Source organism: Nitrincola sp. A-D6, from assembly GCF_000764495.1.
Taxonomy (GTDB): Bacteria; Pseudomonadota; Gammaproteobacteria; order Pseudomonadales; family Balneatricaceae; genus Nitrincola.
In genome coordinates, this window is the sequence record NZ_JRLB01000031.1 from 1 (window position 1) to 14,983 (window position 14,983).

Below are 14,983 nucleotides of genomic sequence, written 5' to 3' on the forward strand. Positions count from 1 at the left end.
CTAAAGAAGCCGTTAAGCTTCAAGTGGAATTTCTGAAAACACTGGACTCCAAATTTACCGATGTTGCTGAAAAAGAACTGGCAACTCTGACAGACGCTAAAGACAAAATCACCGACATCGTTGAAAAAAGCATGTCAGAGCTGGGTGATGTTCCCTTTATGTCAGAGTTAAAACAGTTTGATCTGAGTAAATTTGATCTGTCTAAACTAATTCCGGGCAACACCCAAACCAAGCCAAAAGCGGCCAGCAAGCCAGCTGCAGCAGCCAAACCTGCCAGCAAGCCAGCAGCCAAACCGGCTACTGCACGCAAGGCAGCAGCCCCAGCTGCAAAACCGGCTGCACCGGCAGCAAAACCAGCTGCAAAACCAGCAGCGGCAGCTACTCCTGCTGCCAAGCAAGAAGCAGCTCCTGCAAAGCCAGCCGCCAAGCCTGCTGACAAAGCCTGATCTTATTGATATTCAGTAGGAGCTGGAGGTCTTCGTGCGAATTTATCGCCGAGGACCCTGCTCCTCTCTCCCCTCTTTCTTAATCGCTCCAATCCCCAGCCTTTAAAATCAAAATACTGATCATTCAATTCTCATTTGTGCCCGTTATTTAACAAAAACTTCACTTTAGTTAAATATGATCTAGTCTTGATGGATAACTCTACGCTTAACTAACATCAGGAACTCGCCATGACAGTCTCTAGACGCCAATTTTTAAAAGGTGCGGCTGCTGCCGGTACCTTAGCAGCGGCTACCCCGTTTTTTATTAACTCCACCCTGGCCGCTTCGAAAGAGCTGCGCATTTATGCCTGGGCTGGATATATTACCGACGAGATGCTCGCCGACTTTAAGCAAAAGACCGGTATTAATGCGACCTTTACCCCCTACGGCACTAACGATGAGTTGATGAATTCGCTGCGTGCTACCGATGGCACTGGCTTTGATATCATCATGCCGACGGTTGACCGGGTTCCAGGTTATATTGAATATGATCTGGTGCAACCACTGGATACCAGCCGCATCAACTGGGATGGTGCTCTGGACAGTGCTATTGCAGGCTCGGAAGTCGGTGGTGTTATAGATGGAAAGCGCTACTTTGCGCCCTCCGACTGGGGTACTGAAGCCATCTGCTACAACAAGGAGCTGACCAATATTGATCGTAACAATCTAAGTTACGGTGATCTGTGGACACCTGAGCATGGTGATGGCGTAACAGTTCGTGGGCACTCGGCACTGGTCGGCATTGGCCTGTGGCTGGAAAAAGCAGGCAAGCTCCCCTTCCCACTGCTGGACTCCTACAAAAGCGAACAAGCCATGCGCGCCAACTTTGATGTTATTCTGAAAGTGGCCACTGAACACAAACACATGATTGCGCAGTTCTGGTCAACTGAAAACGAAGCGCAAGGTGCCTTCCTGGCTAATGGTGCTGTGATCGGCCAAACCTGGGACAGCACTGCGTTCAACCTGATTAAAGAAGGCGAACCCATGGGTTATGCGGCACCTAAAGAAGGTGCCATGGCGTGGATGGAGGGCTTTGTCATTCCTAAAAATGCCAACAATGTGGATGCTGTATACGAATTCATTAACTGGTATTACACCCCTGAAGCTGGCGCCATGTTCGTTAAGGCTACAGGATATAACTCTACCTCCAAAGGTGCATCCGATTTACTGCCGGAAGAAACCAAGCAGTTTTTCCTGGACTCTTACACCGAACAGGATTTAAATAATCTGTGGTGGTGGCCCATTCAGGAGCTTGGTACGTTGCGCTACGCAATGAATATCAGGATCGTTACCTCTCCGCCTGATGCAAATCTGATCTCTCTGACACATGACCCGATAGCGGTCATGTGCACTGACTCACTGTGAGACTTTATGGATAGTAGTGTTCACCTTGATAATGTCATGATGCAATTTGATGACTTTGTAGCGGTTCAAACCACCGATCTGAAAATCGAATCTGGCGAATTTTTCAGCTTTCTGGGCCCATCCGGCTGCGGCAAAACCACACTACTGAACATGATTAGTGGCTTCCTTGATCCAACTGAAGGTTGTATTCATATTGGTGGTGAAAATATGCACCACATACCGGCCAACAAACGTCCCACCTCAATGATCTTTCAGAACCTTGCGCTTTTTCCGCTCATGACTGTTGCAGAAAATATTGAGTTTGGTCTTGAGGTCCGCGGTATTAAAAAAGCCGAACGCAAAAAAACCTCTGATCGCCTGCTTAATCTGGTTGCCCTGCCGGAATGTCGCGATAAACGCATCGCTGACCTCTCTGGTGGTCAGAAGCAGCGCATTGCTATCGCACGCGCGTTAGCGGTTGAGCCCAGAGTACTGCTGCTGGACGAGCCCCTCTCCGCACTGGATCTCAAGTTACGCCAGCATATGCGCACTGAATTGAAAGCGATCCAGCGTAAAACAGGGATCACCTTTATTTATATTACCCATGACCAGGGCGAAGCACTGACCATGTCTGACCGGGTTGGCGTCATGTCTGCCGGCAAGCTGCAGCAAGTAGCTGATCCTGTCACCCTGTATCGTGCACCAGCAACCCCCTTTACGGCGTCATTTGTGGGTGAGAACAACCGCATAGAGGGTAAGGTAATCAGTATAGATGCCAATCGGGTTAACCTGGATTGTGGTGATTTGGGCCTGTTGTCAGGAATCAGCGTGCATGAACTGTCTGTTGGTGAAAACGCCCTGCTGTTTATCCGCCCCGAGCTCCTTAACCGTCGAACCACAATCAGCGAAAACTGCTTCACCGCACAGGTACAGGAACTAAGTTTTGAAGGAGCCTACCTGATGATGGAGGCCACACCGATCAATGCTCAAAGCCGTATCCGTGCGCAGCTGCTCAGTGATGTGAATATAGGCGACCTGTCCATTGGCAACCAGGTTATCTTTGGCTTTAATAGTCAGGATGCCATTATCATGGCGGCAAAAAGCGATGTATAAACAACTTTCACAACGCTTCGGCCCCCTGATTACCTTCGGCATCCTGCTACTGATGCTACTCTGGCTGGTGATGCTGGTTATCCTGCCGCAGATCCTGATGATCGATTATTCATTCAGTCCCAACCTGCCCCCAAGTCAGCTAGGCGGACCCGATGATAACTACACCCTGAGCAACTACGCGACCTTGCTTGATAACCAGATCCATCAGAGCATTTTCTTTAAAACCATCTGGTCAAGTGTACTGGTTACCGTCTGTACCCTGATGCTCTGCTACCCGCTTGCATTTTATCTGGCCAAGGTGGCTACGCCCCGACAAGCAGCACTCTGTGTTCTCCTGCTCATTATTCCGTTCTGGATCAATGAAATCCTGCGTACGTTTTCCTGGTATATCATTCTCTCCTATCGTGGCCCATTAAATGCCATGCTACTCAGTCTTGACTTGATTGATCGCCCCATACGCTTTTTATCCGGTGATGCTGGTGTCATTATCGGTATGGTCTATGCCTACATTTTGTTCATGGTGTTCCCGCTTTACAATGCCATAGAAAGCCTGGATGGCAATCAGATCAAAGCGGCCAGAAACCTGGGTTCAGGCTGGATCAGAACCCATTACCGCATTGTCATTCCACACGCCAAACCCGGTATTGCTACGGGTTGTATTATGGTATTCATGCTCTCTGCTGGTAGCTATGCTGTACCGGCACTTCTGGGCTCACCCGGAAGCCGATGGTTCACGCAAATTATTTACAACTGGTTTTTTGAAGGCGGTGACTGGAACCAGGGGGCGGCCTATGCGTTTATTTTGCTGCTGCTCTGTATCGGTTTTATTGTGCTGGTGATGCGCCTGTTTAGGGTTGGGCTGGGAGATATTGCACGATGACGTCCAATAGCATCCTGAAATGGGGTATCCGCTTCTATATCACCCTGTTTTTTCTTTACCTCTTCACCCCCTGATTATCATGTCGGCGGCCACATTTAATGACAGCCGCTTTCCCACCATATCACCCTGGCGCGGTACTACACTTAAGTGGTTTGAGGAGCTTTGGCAGGATTCCGGTATGTGGCAGGCACTGAGCAATAGCGCCATGATTGCTGCCGGCGTTCTGGTGATCGCCGTACCTATCGGGGTAGCCTGCGCGCTGTTTCTATCCACCTACCGGGGTGGCGGCAAGAACTTCATTTATGGTTTGATGCTATCCCCTTGCTGACACCCGGGGTCATCATTGGTATTTCAACACTGATTTTCTGGCGCAGCATGGGTGTCAGTGGCGGTATTTTGCTCACTATCATTGCGCAAACCACCTTTATCGCGGCCTATGTCATGCTGATGATCCTGGCGCGTATGCAGCGTTTTGACCGCACCCTGGAGAACGCGGCATTCAGCCTTGGTGCCACTCACCTGCAGGTATTCAGACGCATCACTCTGCCCTATCTGATGCCCGCCATACTCTCGGCAGGTGTCATCGCTTTTTTACAGTCCTTTGAAAACTACAATACAACGCTATTCGTCAAAGGTCATGACACAACGCTCACGGTGTATATCGCGTCAAAAGTCAGAACCGGCCTGACCCCGGCTGTTAACGCGCTGGGACTCGTTCTGATCGTCATTACCATCCTGCTCGCAGCGGCCTATGAGCTAAGGCGTCGACACGAAGTAAAAAGCGCTGAACTAAGAGCAGTACAAATTGAACAAGCTGACTGAAGCCTTAATAATTTAATAGTCTACCTGCAGGAATCACTATGCTCGCTAGTCGTATAATCGCCCACCGCGGCTGTTCCTTACTCGCACCCGAAAATACACTGGGTGCTATGGCACTGACTAAAAAATTGGGCGTCGACTGGGTGGAAATAGATGCGAACCTGTTGGGCGATGGGACGGTGGTGGTATTTCATGATGACCGCCTTGAACGCCTGACCAATGGCCGGGGCAAACTGATGGATCTGGGCATCAGGGATATAGCCGGGCTGGATGCTGGCAGCCATTTTTCGCAAACTTTCCAAGGTGAGCCTATCCCCACCCTGGATCAGATGCTGATACAGCTGGATCGGGATCAGCTAGGCCTGAATCTGGAAATTAAATGCTACCCCGACTTCACGCCGAAACAGATTGTTATGCCGGTTATCGCTTCTCTTGAACGTCACTGGAAGGCGTTTGATCGCCTGATTATTTCCTGTTTCGATACACAGGTACTGACATTGATTCGACAGCATAAACCAGACTGGCAACTCGGCCAGCTATGGGAAGCGTTACCGAGTGACTGGCAAACAACCGTGGCTCAACTTAATGCGGTCAGTGTGCACCTGGACCATAGCACTTTAACCAACGCACAAGCCACAGCGATTAAACAAGCCGGCCTGGATTTATACGTTTATACCGTGAACGACAAAGTGACAGCAGAGCAGTTATTTGCAATGGGTGTTGATGGCGTATTCACGGATGACCCACCCTGTTTTAGCTATTTTCTTTGTTAACCCTTTTTTTTGTTAACTCTATAGTCAGCAACTAGCCAGCCAGTTTGTTTGGAGCACAAATACATGAACGAAAAACTTCATGACCTGATCGTCATCGGTGGTGGTATCAATGGCGTGGGTATTGCGGCGGATGCTGCCGGGCGTGGATTGTCGGTGGCTTTGCTGGAAGCTGCTGATCTTGCCAGTGGTACCTCATCCTGGAGCTCCAAGCTTATTCACGGTGGCTTGCGTTACCTTGAAACCTATCAGTTTCGTTTGGTAAAAGAGTCACTGGCCGAGCGTGAGGTGTTATTAAAAATGGCACCCCACCTGGTAACGCCACTCAAATTCAAAATGCCCCATCATCCCGGCATGCGCCCAGCCTGGATGATCAGTATCGGGTTGTTTTTATATGACCATTTGAGTAAACGGGTTTCATTGCCTGGATCCAAACGTATTCGCTTTGCGGCTGATAGCCACCTGCAAGCCAAATTTAAACACGGCTTTGAATACAGTGATTGTCGAGTAGACGATGCGCGCCTGGTGGTAATGAACGCCAAGCTTGCTGAGCAAAAAGGTGCTGCAATCCTTACACGCTGCCAGGTAACCGGGGCTAAGCGACATAAGGGTATTTGGTTGATTTCAGCAAAAACACCTGAGGGTGACGTATCAACATTTAAAGCCAAAACCCTGGTGAATGCAGCGGGCCCTTGGGTCAGCCAGGTAATAGCGCAAATCCCGGAGGTTAGCCATAAGCATCGGCTGCGCCTGGTAAAGGGCAGCCATCTGCTTGTGCCGCGTATTCATGATGATCCAGCCGCCTATATCCTACAGAATGATGATGGACGAGTTGTCTTCATTATTCCCTATCTGGACGACTACTCGCTTATAGGCACAACCGATGTTGATTATGCCGGTGACCCCGTACTGCAGAAATTGACGATGCTGAAATTGATTATCTGATCAAGGTAACTACGGATTATTTTCCTTGTAGCTTGACCCGCGAAGCGATCGTCTGGACCTTCTCCGGTGTACGTCCACTGATGCAAGGTGAGCACGAAGCCAGTAAGTCTGCCACAAAAATCACCCGAGATTATCAGCTTGAACTCGATCTGCAGGCAAATCAGGCGCCGCTGTTATCGGTCTTCGGCGGCAAGCTTACTACCTATCGAAAACTCGCAGAAACAGTGATCAACAAGCTGCAACCCTACCTGCCTCCTATGGCTGAAGCCTGGACAGCGTCTGCAATCTTACCGGGTGGCGAAGGCGTAAGTTCGCCGCATGCCTACGCCCAGGAACTGACAAAGCATTACCCCTTTTTGGATCAGCAACAAGCACGTCGCCTGGCGTTTACCTATGGACGTCAATGTGAAATCTGGCTGGCAGGGGCGGCTTCGCTGACTGACTTAGGCCTTCGCTATGGGGATTTATTTGAGCGGGAGGTTAAATACCTGATCGATGAAGAGTGGGCACAGAGTTGTGAAGATATCATCTGGCGTCGCACTAAAGTGGGTATCAGCCTGTCTGAAACTGATACACAATCCCTGGAACGATTCGTCAAAACCTACCGTAAAGGGTGATTCTAATCTATAACGGATTAACGTCTTGCAGATTTTGGCTTTGCCGACACGGGTCTGGACGCGGATCTGGCCTTTCCTTTTGTGGCGCTGGTCCTTTTTGCAGAGGTCGACTTGATACCAGGACGTGCCGCTTTTTTCGGATTAGCGCGTGAATCACTTCGTCCTCGGGCACTGGACGCAGATCCGGAACTTCGGGACTTAGCCTGACCTGCCGAGACTGGCTTGCGTGAGTTACCGGACGCTTTTTTAGCCGTTTTAGCTGTTTTTTTAGATGCCGGTGCCGCCTGAGTATCTGACTGGGCGGTTAGCTTGGCGATAGTGTCAATTTCAGCACTGGTTAAATCACGCCAGTCTCCCAGCGCCAGGCCTTTTAACGACACATTCATAATGCGTACACGTTCCAGGCGGGTGACCTGATAGCCAAAATGCTCGCACATACGCCGGATCTGGCGATTAAGCCCCTGCACCAGAATAATTTTAAAGACAAAGGTCGAAACCTTTTCTATTTTACATTTTTTGGTTACCTGCCCCAGGATGGGTACACCAGACATCATCCCCTGTAGAAAGCTATCTGTTATCGGCTTGTTAACTGTAACCATGTATTCTTTTTCGTGATTATTACTGGCCCGAAGAATCTTATTGACCATATCACCATTGTTAGTCAGGAAAATCAGCCCTTGTGAATCCTTATCCAGGCGTCCAATCGGAAAAATACGCACACCGTGATTCACAAAATCGACAATATTGCCCTTTTCTGATGCCTCGGTAGTACTGACAATCCCCACGGGCTTGTTCAGGGCAATAAACACCAGGTCATCTTCTTCATAGGGCTCGAGTGTTTGACCATTCACCTTGACGATGTTGCCAGGGAAAACCTGATCTCCGGTTGTCGCGCGCTTACCATCAATAAACACATTACCCTGCTCAATATAGCGATCAGCTTCACGACGCGAACACATACCACTTTCGCTGATGTACTTATTGATACGAGTTGATAGTTTTAAAAACCATATAACCTTCCGAATAGGCACACAACTAAGCATACACCGCTCCTGCACCCACGGCATATAGCGCCACGGACGGCGCCTATGCAGAAAATGCAGGAGCAGTTTTCTGTCCGTACATCCTGTACATAACTAAAAACGGGCCACTAGGGCCCGTTTTTTATAGCGTCGCTGAACTCGGGGTTCAGATCGCTACGATGTTTTCCGCCTGAGGACCTTTCTGGCCCTGAGTAACAGCAAACTGTACTTGCTGACCTTCGGTCAGGGTTTTGAAACCTGAACCAGAGATGGCGCTGAAATGGGCGAAGACGTCCGGTCCAGACTGCTGTTCAATAAAACCGAAACCTTTAGCTTCGTTGAACCATTTAACTGTACCAGTAGTGACGTTTGACATAATATTAATCTCGATCAAAATATATAAATTGTGAATCAATAAGCAAAATTGCTATAAGGATTCGGTCATGCTTTAAGTAATGTAGAACTTATGGTTTCAGAACGAGGGTCATACTATGATGCAGGACGTCGAAATGGTGCATAAATACAAGCTACTTTAAAAACAAGTTAAGTATACACCCTATTTTGTTGTTGTCAAAGCTTTATTTCACTATCAGTTAAGGATAGTTGCGATATCTTTCATTAGCCCATAACAATGAAACCCAAGACCACTTTTACTCCTGTGCTAATGGGCCAGATCTGGCTGACACGCCATGAACACATCCCTGTGGGCTCCAGCGCGCCATCCCTGGCGCACAGGGTCAGCCAGATCCGATCCCATCAGCCCTCCCAAACCTGGGTGCCCGCGTACAGACGGTTTCAAATCGGTATTTGCGCAAATCTCTTATCAGACTGAGAGTTTGAATCTCAATTCAACGATCTATGCCGTGGCCATGCTGCTTGCTCTGTCCCAATCGATAGTTGGACTGGCACTGGGTTTTGGCGGGGTGGTGGTATCGCTTTGGAGTGACCGTCTGCCGCCAGGACGGCGGCAGTCGAGCGGCCAGGGATGGCGAAAAGCGCGTCACACCAAAGCGATACCACCACCCCAGCGTGGCACTACCCAACGTGGCACTAAAGATAAGGTGACAACAACCCCGCCGCTGCATTACGCAAGCGTATTGGCAGGGATTGTTGTTGCAGGTCACTCAGTGTTACAGGTGTGGCTTGGGCAAACTGCGTATCAAAATGCTGATTCAACTGCTGCGTCAGCCAGTTATCATAACACTCCACATTACACTCAAAATTCAACGCCAGGCTGCGGTTATCCCAGTTGGCTGAGCCGAACAGTGTCCAGCTCTCATCCAGCATAAACAGTTTGGAATGAATAAAACGCTCTGAGCTGAATCTGACTTCCACCCCCTGACGGACCATTTCCAGCAGATGGTGACGGCACGCCCAATCGACCAGTTTAAGGTTGTTGCGTCCGGGTAACAGCAACTGGATTTGGATGCCCCGTAGCGAGGCGGTAATCAGGGCTTCTTCCAGGCTGGCATCTGGTACAAAATAGGGAGTCATGATGCGTATCCGGGTTTGCGCTGACCCTATCGCCCCCAGCATCAGCTGTCTCAACATGTTAAAGCGATCATCCGGGCCATCAGCAATTGCGCGAGCGAGGGTGCTGCCGGGTGTTTCTGGGGTACTGAACCAGAGAGCACCCTCTAGCTCTTCACCAGTGCTTGAATACCAGTCTTCAGCAAAGATACTTTGCAACTCAGTTACGACGGGGCCTTCAACTAAAAAGTGAATATCTTCAATGGGAATGCACTGACGGCTATCACGGCAGTGATGGTCGCTGATATTCATGCCACCGGTAAAGCCTGTGCGGCCATCTACGATGAGTAGCTTACGGTGGTTGCGCAGGTTGAGAAAAGGAAAGGTACGCGGCCAGTTAGGCGGCATAAATTCAGCATATTGCAGACCGGCCTTTTTAAGGCGTTTTTTCAGTGTTGGAAAGGAATAGCGAAAGCCCATGTAATCCACCAGCAGGCGAATGGATACCTGGCGTTCGGCCGCTCGACTCAACGCATCAACGAATTGCTTGCCAAGTTTGTCATTACGCAGAATAAACGTACTCAGCGTGATGCTGTGTTCAGCAGAGTCAATCGCTGCCAGCATACGTGGATAAGCCTCATCACCGTTGAATAGTGGTGAAATCGCATTACCAGCCAGCAGGGGTTGATTGGAGACCTTGTCAGCCAGTCGCGACAAGGTTTGCATGGGTTCAGGTACGCATTGTGCGAGCATATCAGGTAGAAATGGCTGTAGGCTATCACGGCGGTTATCGGCCAGCTTTTTTTTCCATTCATTGGCACGAGAATGCAGGCGATTGATACCAAATAGCAGGTAGGTTAACGCCCCCAGTACTGGGGCAAGCCAAACCAGTCCCATCCAGGCAATGCTGGCGCGACTGTCACGTTTGGTCAAAAGGATGTGAGTTGAACAGACCAAGGACAGAGCGAGCGGAATTCCGACTAGTAGTAGGATTATGAAAAGGTCGAATAAACCAGTCATTTCATAAGGAAGTTATCAATTGGGTCCGACCCCGCTACGGGGTCGGATTGGCATTTACAGTGTGTCAAGATAAGCGCGCAGCGCATCAGCTGTTTCAGGGTGTTGCAGGCCAAAGGCTACATTGGCTTGTAACAGTCCAGCTTTGTTGCCGCAGTCGAACAGTTTACCTGCCATGGAGTAGCTTGGAGGCCAGATTCTGAAAGCAGAGTCTGCAGAGCATCAGTTAACTGTATTTCGTCGCCGGCTCCTGGCTGAGTATCCTTGAGCAAAGACATGATACGCGCAGGTAAAATGTAACGTCCTACAATGGCGAGATTGGATGGCGCGGAGGCAACATCCGGTTTTTCAACCATGCCGCGGATATCGGCACTTTCGCCAGGGCTTACTGCAACACCGGCACAGTCGACGATGCCGTAGCGCTGTACCTGGTCTTCTGGTACGCCTTCAACCATGATCTGTCCCAGTCCGGAAGTTTTCCAGGCGGCTGCCATAGAGGACATATCGCGCTGTTGACCGGCATTATCAATAAGCATATCCGGTAACATCACCGCAAAATCCTCGTTGCCGACTATCGGCGCGGCGCAGAGTACCGCATGTCCCAATCCCAGTGCCTTGGGTTGTCGCACGCTAATCACTTCAACCCCGGCGGGTAGAATGTCACGAATACTTTCCAGCAGCGCGGTTTTACCCTTGCGGGCCAGCTCAGCTTCCAGCTCATAGTGATGGTCGAAGTGATCTTCAATAGCCTGCTTGCCACTGCGAGTAACCAAAATAATCTCTGTAAAGCCTGCGGCAATAGCTTCTTCAACAACATGCTGAATTACCGGCTTGTCAACCACGGTCAGCATTTCCTTGGGAACAGCTTTACTGGCAGGTAACACCCGGGTCCCGAGTCCGGCTACGGGAATAACAACTTTACTTAACATCCTTGGCTTCCTTGTGGGTAGTATTTAATGACGTGTGAGTGGCGGGTGCTCAATATCAGCCGATGAAAAGTCATCCAGACTGGGTTCTACCGGTATCTGGTAACTTTCACTGGCCCATTCACCCAGATCGATTAAACGACAACGTTCACTGCAAAAGGGGCGCGAAAGATTCTCTGCTGCGTAGAGTGTTGGTTTGCCACACTGTGGGCAGGCGATTTCACGTTTTGTCATAATAGTCCATGTACATCATGTGCTTTGGTTAATGGCCCTGGTTATAAGTTGTTGGTGAAGCGCGTTTACCTGTGCTTCAAGACTGGTCAGGCTACCGCTATTATCCAGAATATAGTCGGCGCTTTCCACCCGTTGCTGCCGGGGCATTTGTGCAGCGATAATTTTACCTGCAGCGTCTGTCGTCATTGCATCACGCATACAACTACGCTGTAGCTGAAGGTTTTCGGGCAGATCAACCACTATAACAGCCTGTGTCAGCAAGTGCTGATCGGTTTCCAATAGTAGTGGGGAAGCTAAAATAACATAACTTTCCTGCTGCCGGGATGCTAACCAGTCAAGGATTTGCTGACGTATCAACGGGTGTAATAGCGCTTCAAGCCAGTGGCGTTTGTCTGGATGATCAAACACCTGTTGGCGCAGCCAGCGCCGGTTCAATTGACCGGTGTTATCCAGTGCCTCCTTGCCGAATTCGGCTTGAATAGCCATCAGGGCCGGTTCATCCGGTGCGACGACATCACGAGCCACCTGGTCGGCATCAATCACGGCGACGCCCAATTGTTCAAACAGTCTGGATGCAGCACTTTTACCGCTGCCGATCCCACCGGTTAATCCTACAGTCAACATACAGTCTAACACTCCTTGGTTAAGGGCAAGATTAGCATTTAAAGCATTACAGACAAACTGCATTGGCTGTTTTTAAATGCTAAAATAGTGCATTTTCTGTTGGGTTACCCAGGTTAATGAACCGCTCTCCTGATCTTTTGAACGGACCGATGCGCAGTGTGTTGGTGCAGATGACCATCCCGATGATGTTCGGGATTGTCAGCATTATGCTGTTCAATCTGGCCGATATCTGGTTTGTCGGACAGTTAGGTACCTTGCCCATGGCAGCTTTGGCTTTTACCTTTCCGGTTTCCTTTGTGGTAATCAGCCTGGCGATTGGGTTGGGAATAGGAACGTCAGCAACATTGGCGCGGCGCATCGGTCAGGGCGATACCGGGTCGGCGGCACAGGTAGCTACCTCAAGTTTGTTTATAACCACGATTCTGCTGGTGATCGTGGGTTTTGCCGGGCAATTTGCCATTGAGCCCGTGTTTAAGTTGATGGGTGCCGAAGCAGAACTCCTTCCCCTGATTCGCGCCTATATGCAGATCTGGTTTGCAGGTTCCGTGTTTATGGTGTTGAACATGGTATGTAACAGCATTTTACGTGCAACCGGAGATGTGCGTGGCTCGGCGATGATTATGCTATTGGCTTCACTGTTGAATTTTATATTAGATCCCTTGCTGATCTTTGGTTTGGGTCCATTTCCGGCCTTGGGTATACAGGGTGCAGCCCTGGCCAGCGTCATCGCTTGGGGGATCACTACGCTAGTTGCATTGCACCTGTTACATCATCGTCGCCATATGCTGACTTTACGCTTTCCATCCCTGCTGACGCTGCTACGCTACTGGCGTGAACTCTTCAGTATTAGCGTGCCAGCCGCACTCTCCAATATCACTACACCGGTTGCTAACGGGGTGCTGACCGCTATGGTCGCCCGGCACGGTGCTGAGGCGGTGGCGGCCTCGGGGTAGGGAATCGTATTGAATCCCTGGCATTGCTGGTGTGCCTGGCTTTATCCATGAGCTTGCCTCCTTTTATTAGTCAGAATTTCGGTGCGTCCCAGCTGCTACGGATTAAAAAAGCCTATGCGCTGGTGATTCGCTTTGCATTAGCCTGGCAGGTAGTTATTTACTTATTTCTATTGATTTTTTCGGCACCGTTGGCGGCGCTTTTCAGTGATGATCCTGAAGTGACCCGGCTTATCCGCTTATGGATATTGATAGTGCCGTTGGGCTTTGGTTTTCAGGCGACAACCTTCCTCAGTGCATCAGCTTTCAACGCCTTGCATCAGCCTCTGCTGGCACTCAAAGTCAGCCTGATCCGCTTGTTTCTGATGTATTTACCCTTGGGCTGGTTAGGTAATCAGTTGTTTGGATTGGAGGGACTGTTCAGCGCGCTGGTGCTGGCTAATATACTCACAGCAATTATCGCCTGGTCGTGGATGCGGCAGAAGTTGACTGGCCTGCTTCATGCCGGGGCTTAGGTACGCTGAAGATAGGTTCGCTGAAGATAGGTGCGCTGTATAACTGTCGCCGGGTACATGAAGCGAGTAGGATGGGGTTTTGGCTTTTGCACTGTTGCAAAATCTAGAGGCCTGTTCCAATGAAACTCTTTACCTGTACGGCTTGTGGCAATTTAATCTACTTTGACAATGTGTGTTGCACGCAATGTGGAGCCACCCTGGGGTTTCTGCAGGATACTCAGCGTTTAAGTGCCCTGGTACCCGCTGGAAATGGACTCTGGCAACCTGTTGGTGATACGCGCCTTTACCGTATGTGTAACAATTATACAGGTGCAGGGGTGTGTAACTGGATGATAGAAGCTGAAAATGAGCAGCATTTCTGTCGTGCCTGTGATTTGAATCAAACCATTCCGGATCTGTCTGTACTCGGTAATACCGAACTTTGGCGTATTATGGAAACAGAAAAGCGCCGTTTGGTGTATTCCTTGCTGCAACTCAATCTGCCGTTAATGTCACTTAAACATCATTATCGTGGTATGGCATTTGATTTTCTGGCAGACCCTCATCCAAGCTTCAGTGAGCGCTCTAAAGTTTTGACCGGTCACGATCAGGGTTTGATTACCATCAATCTTGCTGAAGCCGACCCGGCAAAGCGTGAACAGATGCGCGAGCAGATGGATGAACCCTATCGCACCATATTGGGCCATTTTCGGCATGAATCAGGCCATTATTATTGGGACCGCCTGGTAAGAGACAGTCAGTGGTTACTTCCTTTCCGTGACCTGTTTGGCGATGATACCCAGAACTATGTGCAGGCGCTGGATAATCATTACCGCTTTGGTGCTCCAGTCGACTGGCGCACACGTTTTGTCAGTGCCTATGCCAGTTCTCACCCTTGGGAAGACTGGGCTGAAACCTGGGCTCACTATCTGCATATCGTCGATACGCTGGAAACCGCTTACGAATATGGCCTGCAGATACACCCACGTGTCGGCAGTCAGCATTCCATGAAAGTCAGCCATGATTTTAATGCCTATCATGAGGGAGCATTCGATACTCTGATTGAGCATTGGTTGCCCCTGACGTATGTGATGAACAGCCTGAATCGCAGCATTGGTCATGATCATGCTTATCCCTTTGTACTGGCACCGGCTACCATTGAAAAACTCCGCTTTGTGCACCGTGTTGTGCATGGCAGTAACCTGACTGCAGCCCCTGAATAAGAATAACTTTACCTTGACAGCTGGGGGGGCTGGCTTGTTAGGGTCTAAAG

17 protein-coding genes and 1 pseudogene are annotated in these 14,983 nt (G+C 49.8%); 12 read left to right on the forward strand and 6 right to left on the reverse strand.

From position 1 onward, the window contains the following. From LH51_RS20760 to LH51_RS22290, 9 genes are all read left to right on the forward strand, one after another. Positions 1–446 (forward strand): hypothetical protein (locus tag LH51_RS20760; protein ID WP_052063494.1); only part of this gene is annotated, 446 nt, incomplete at its 5' end. Between the two features lie 228 nt (positions 447–674). After that, on the forward strand, positions 675–1,850 hold the full coding sequence (locus LH51_RS06050) for an extracellular solute-binding protein (protein WP_235263561.1): 1,176 nt from the start codon (positions 675–677) through the stop codon (positions 1,848–1,850). 6 nt (positions 1,851–1,856) lie between these two features. Next, complete coding sequence (locus LH51_RS06055; RefSeq protein WP_036520726.1) at positions 1,857–2,942, forward strand: ABC transporter ATP-binding protein; 1,086 nt, start codon at positions 1,857–1,859, stop codon at positions 2,940–2,942. Continuing rightward, complete coding sequence (locus LH51_RS06060) at positions 2,935–3,822, forward strand: ABC transporter permease (RefSeq protein ID WP_036520728.1); 888 nt, start codon at positions 2,935–2,937, stop codon at positions 3,820–3,822. Before LH51_RS06055 ends, LH51_RS06060 begins: the two co-directional genes overlap by 8 nt. Before the next feature lie 79 nt (positions 3,823–3,901). After that, positions 3,902–4,150 (forward strand): ABC transporter permease, encoded by a 249-nt coding sequence (locus LH51_RS22275; RefSeq protein ID WP_235263562.1) that lies wholly within the window; start codon positions 3,902–3,904, stop codon positions 4,148–4,150. Next, positions 4,144–4,644: an ABC transporter permease gene (locus tag LH51_RS22280; RefSeq protein ID WP_235263563.1), complete on the forward strand. Its 501-nt coding sequence runs from the start codon at positions 4,144–4,146 to the stop codon at positions 4,642–4,644. The genes LH51_RS22275 and LH51_RS22280 overlap by 7 nt, the downstream gene beginning before the upstream one ends. Positions 4,645–4,682: 38 nt before the next feature. Next, positions 4,683–5,414 (forward strand): glycerophosphoryl diester phosphodiesterase, encoded by a 732-nt coding sequence (locus LH51_RS06070; RefSeq protein WP_036520730.1) that lies wholly within the window; start codon positions 4,683–4,685, stop codon positions 5,412–5,414. 63 nt (positions 5,415–5,477) lie between these two features. Next, positions 5,478–6,356, forward strand: a complete 879-nt coding sequence (glpD, locus tag LH51_RS22285) for a glycerol-3-phosphate dehydrogenase (protein WP_235263564.1) — start codon at positions 5,478–5,480, stop codon at positions 6,354–6,356. A gap of 32 nt (positions 6,357–6,388) precedes the next feature. Continuing rightward, the gene (locus tag LH51_RS22290; RefSeq protein ID WP_235263565.1) at positions 6,389–6,973 is read left to right on the forward strand and encodes a glycerol-3-phosphate dehydrogenase C-terminal domain-containing protein; all 585 of its coding nucleotides are present in this window, start codon (positions 6,389–6,391) and stop codon (positions 6,971–6,973) included. A gap of 17 nt (positions 6,974–6,990) precedes the next feature. On the opposite strand, the gene rluF is transcribed toward LH51_RS22290, so the two are convergent. The 6 genes and pseudogenes from rluF to coaE all read right to left on the reverse strand — a co-directional run bounded on the left by rluF (position 6,991) and on the right by coaE (position 12,266). Then, positions 6,991–8,016: a 23S rRNA pseudouridine(2604) synthase RluF gene (gene rluF, locus LH51_RS06080; RefSeq protein WP_052063495.1), complete on the reverse strand. Its 1,026-nt coding sequence runs from the start codon at positions 8,014–8,016 to the stop codon at positions 6,991–6,993. 145 nt (positions 8,017–8,161) lie between these two features. Then, positions 8,162–8,371 (reverse strand): cold-shock protein, encoded by a 210-nt coding sequence (locus tag LH51_RS06085; protein WP_036520797.1) that lies wholly within the window; start codon positions 8,369–8,371, stop codon positions 8,162–8,164. Between the two features lie 674 nt (positions 8,372–9,045). Further along, positions 9,046–10,485: a cardiolipin synthase gene (gene cls / locus LH51_RS06090; RefSeq protein ID WP_036520732.1), complete on the reverse strand. Its 1,440-nt coding sequence runs from the start codon at positions 10,483–10,485 to the stop codon at positions 9,046–9,048. Positions 10,486–10,539: 54 nt separating this feature from the next. Beyond that, positions 10,540–11,411, reverse strand: a pseudogene (gene galU, locus LH51_RS06095) (UTP--glucose-1-phosphate uridylyltransferase GalU). A 24-nt stretch (positions 11,412–11,435) separates the two neighbouring features. Continuing rightward, positions 11,436–11,642: a DNA gyrase inhibitor YacG gene (locus LH51_RS06100; protein ID WP_036520734.1), complete on the reverse strand. Its 207-nt coding sequence runs from the start codon at positions 11,640–11,642 to the stop codon at positions 11,436–11,438. 15 nt (positions 11,643–11,657) lie between these two features. Further along, entirely contained in the window at positions 11,658–12,266 is a 609-nt protein-coding gene (gene coaE, locus LH51_RS06105; RefSeq protein WP_036520745.1) for a dephospho-CoA kinase, read from the reverse strand. A gap of 116 nt (positions 12,267–12,382) precedes the next feature. Here coaE and LH51_RS22295 point away from each other — a divergent pair, with 116 nt between their 5' ends. From LH51_RS22295 to LH51_RS06115, 3 genes are all read left to right on the forward strand, one after another. After that, complete coding sequence (locus tag LH51_RS22295) at positions 12,383–13,219, forward strand: MATE family efflux transporter (protein WP_235263566.1); 837 nt, start codon at positions 12,383–12,385, stop codon at positions 13,217–13,219. 47 nt (positions 13,220–13,266) lie between these two features. After that, positions 13,267–13,731 carry an MATE family efflux transporter gene (locus LH51_RS22300; RefSeq protein ID WP_235263567.1) on the forward strand — a complete coding sequence of 155 codons (465 nt, stop codon included), beginning with the start codon at positions 13,267–13,269 and terminating at the stop codon, positions 13,729–13,731. Between the two features lie 119 nt (positions 13,732–13,850). Further along, a complete protein-coding gene (locus tag LH51_RS06115; RefSeq protein WP_036520748.1) occupies positions 13,851–14,933 on the forward strand; it encodes a zinc-binding metallopeptidase family protein in 1,083 nt (360 codons plus the stop codon). The last annotated feature ends 50 nt before the right edge of the window (positions 14,934–14,983 follow it).

Excerpts from the sequence above, each read along its gene's own strand:
- LH51_RS06070 (WP_036520730.1), top strand. The coding sequence starts at position 4,683 with ATGCTCGCTAGTCGTATAATCGCCCACCGCGGCTGTTCCTTACTCGCA.
- LH51_RS22300 (WP_235263567.1), top strand. The coding sequence starts at position 13,267 with ATGAGCTTGCCTCCTTTTATTAGTCAGAATTTCGGTGCGTCCCAGCTG.
- LH51_RS22275 (WP_235263562.1), top strand. The coding sequence starts at position 3,902 with ATGTCGGCGGCCACATTTAATGACAGCCGCTTTCCCACCATATCACCC.
- LH51_RS06055 (WP_036520726.1), top strand. The coding sequence starts at position 1,857 with ATGGATAGTAGTGTTCACCTTGATAATGTCATGATGCAATTTGATGAC.
- LH51_RS06115 (WP_036520748.1), top strand. The coding sequence starts at position 13,851 with ATGAAACTCTTTACCTGTACGGCTTGTGGCAATTTAATCTACTTTGAC.
- LH51_RS22295 (WP_235263566.1), top strand. The coding sequence starts at position 12,383 with ATGAACCGCTCTCCTGATCTTTTGAACGGACCGATGCGCAGTGTGTTG.
- coaE (WP_036520745.1), bottom strand. The coding sequence starts at position 12,266 with ATGTTGACTGTAGGATTAACCGGTGGGATCGGCAGCGGTAAAAGTGCT.
- LH51_RS06085 (WP_036520797.1), bottom strand. The coding sequence starts at position 8,371 with ATGTCAAACGTCACTACTGGTACAGTTAAATGGTTCAACGAAGCTAAA.
- cls (WP_036520732.1), bottom strand. The coding sequence starts at position 10,485 with ATGACTGGTTTATTCGACCTTTTCATAATCCTACTACTAGTCGGAATT.
- glpD (WP_235263564.1), top strand. The coding sequence starts at position 5,478 with ATGAACGAAAAACTTCATGACCTGATCGTCATCGGTGGTGGTATCAAT.
- LH51_RS06100 (WP_036520734.1), bottom strand. The coding sequence starts at position 11,642 with ATGACAAAACGTGAAATCGCCTGCCCACAGTGTGGCAAACCAACACTC.
- LH51_RS06050 (WP_235263561.1), top strand. The coding sequence starts at position 675 with ATGACAGTCTCTAGACGCCAATTTTTAAAAGGTGCGGCTGCTGCCGGT.
- LH51_RS06060 (WP_036520728.1), top strand. The coding sequence starts at position 2,935 with ATGTATAAACAACTTTCACAACGCTTCGGCCCCCTGATTACCTTCGGC.
- rluF (WP_052063495.1), bottom strand. The coding sequence starts at position 8,016 with ATGCTTAGTTGTGTGCCTATTCGGAAGGTTATATGGTTTTTAAAACTA.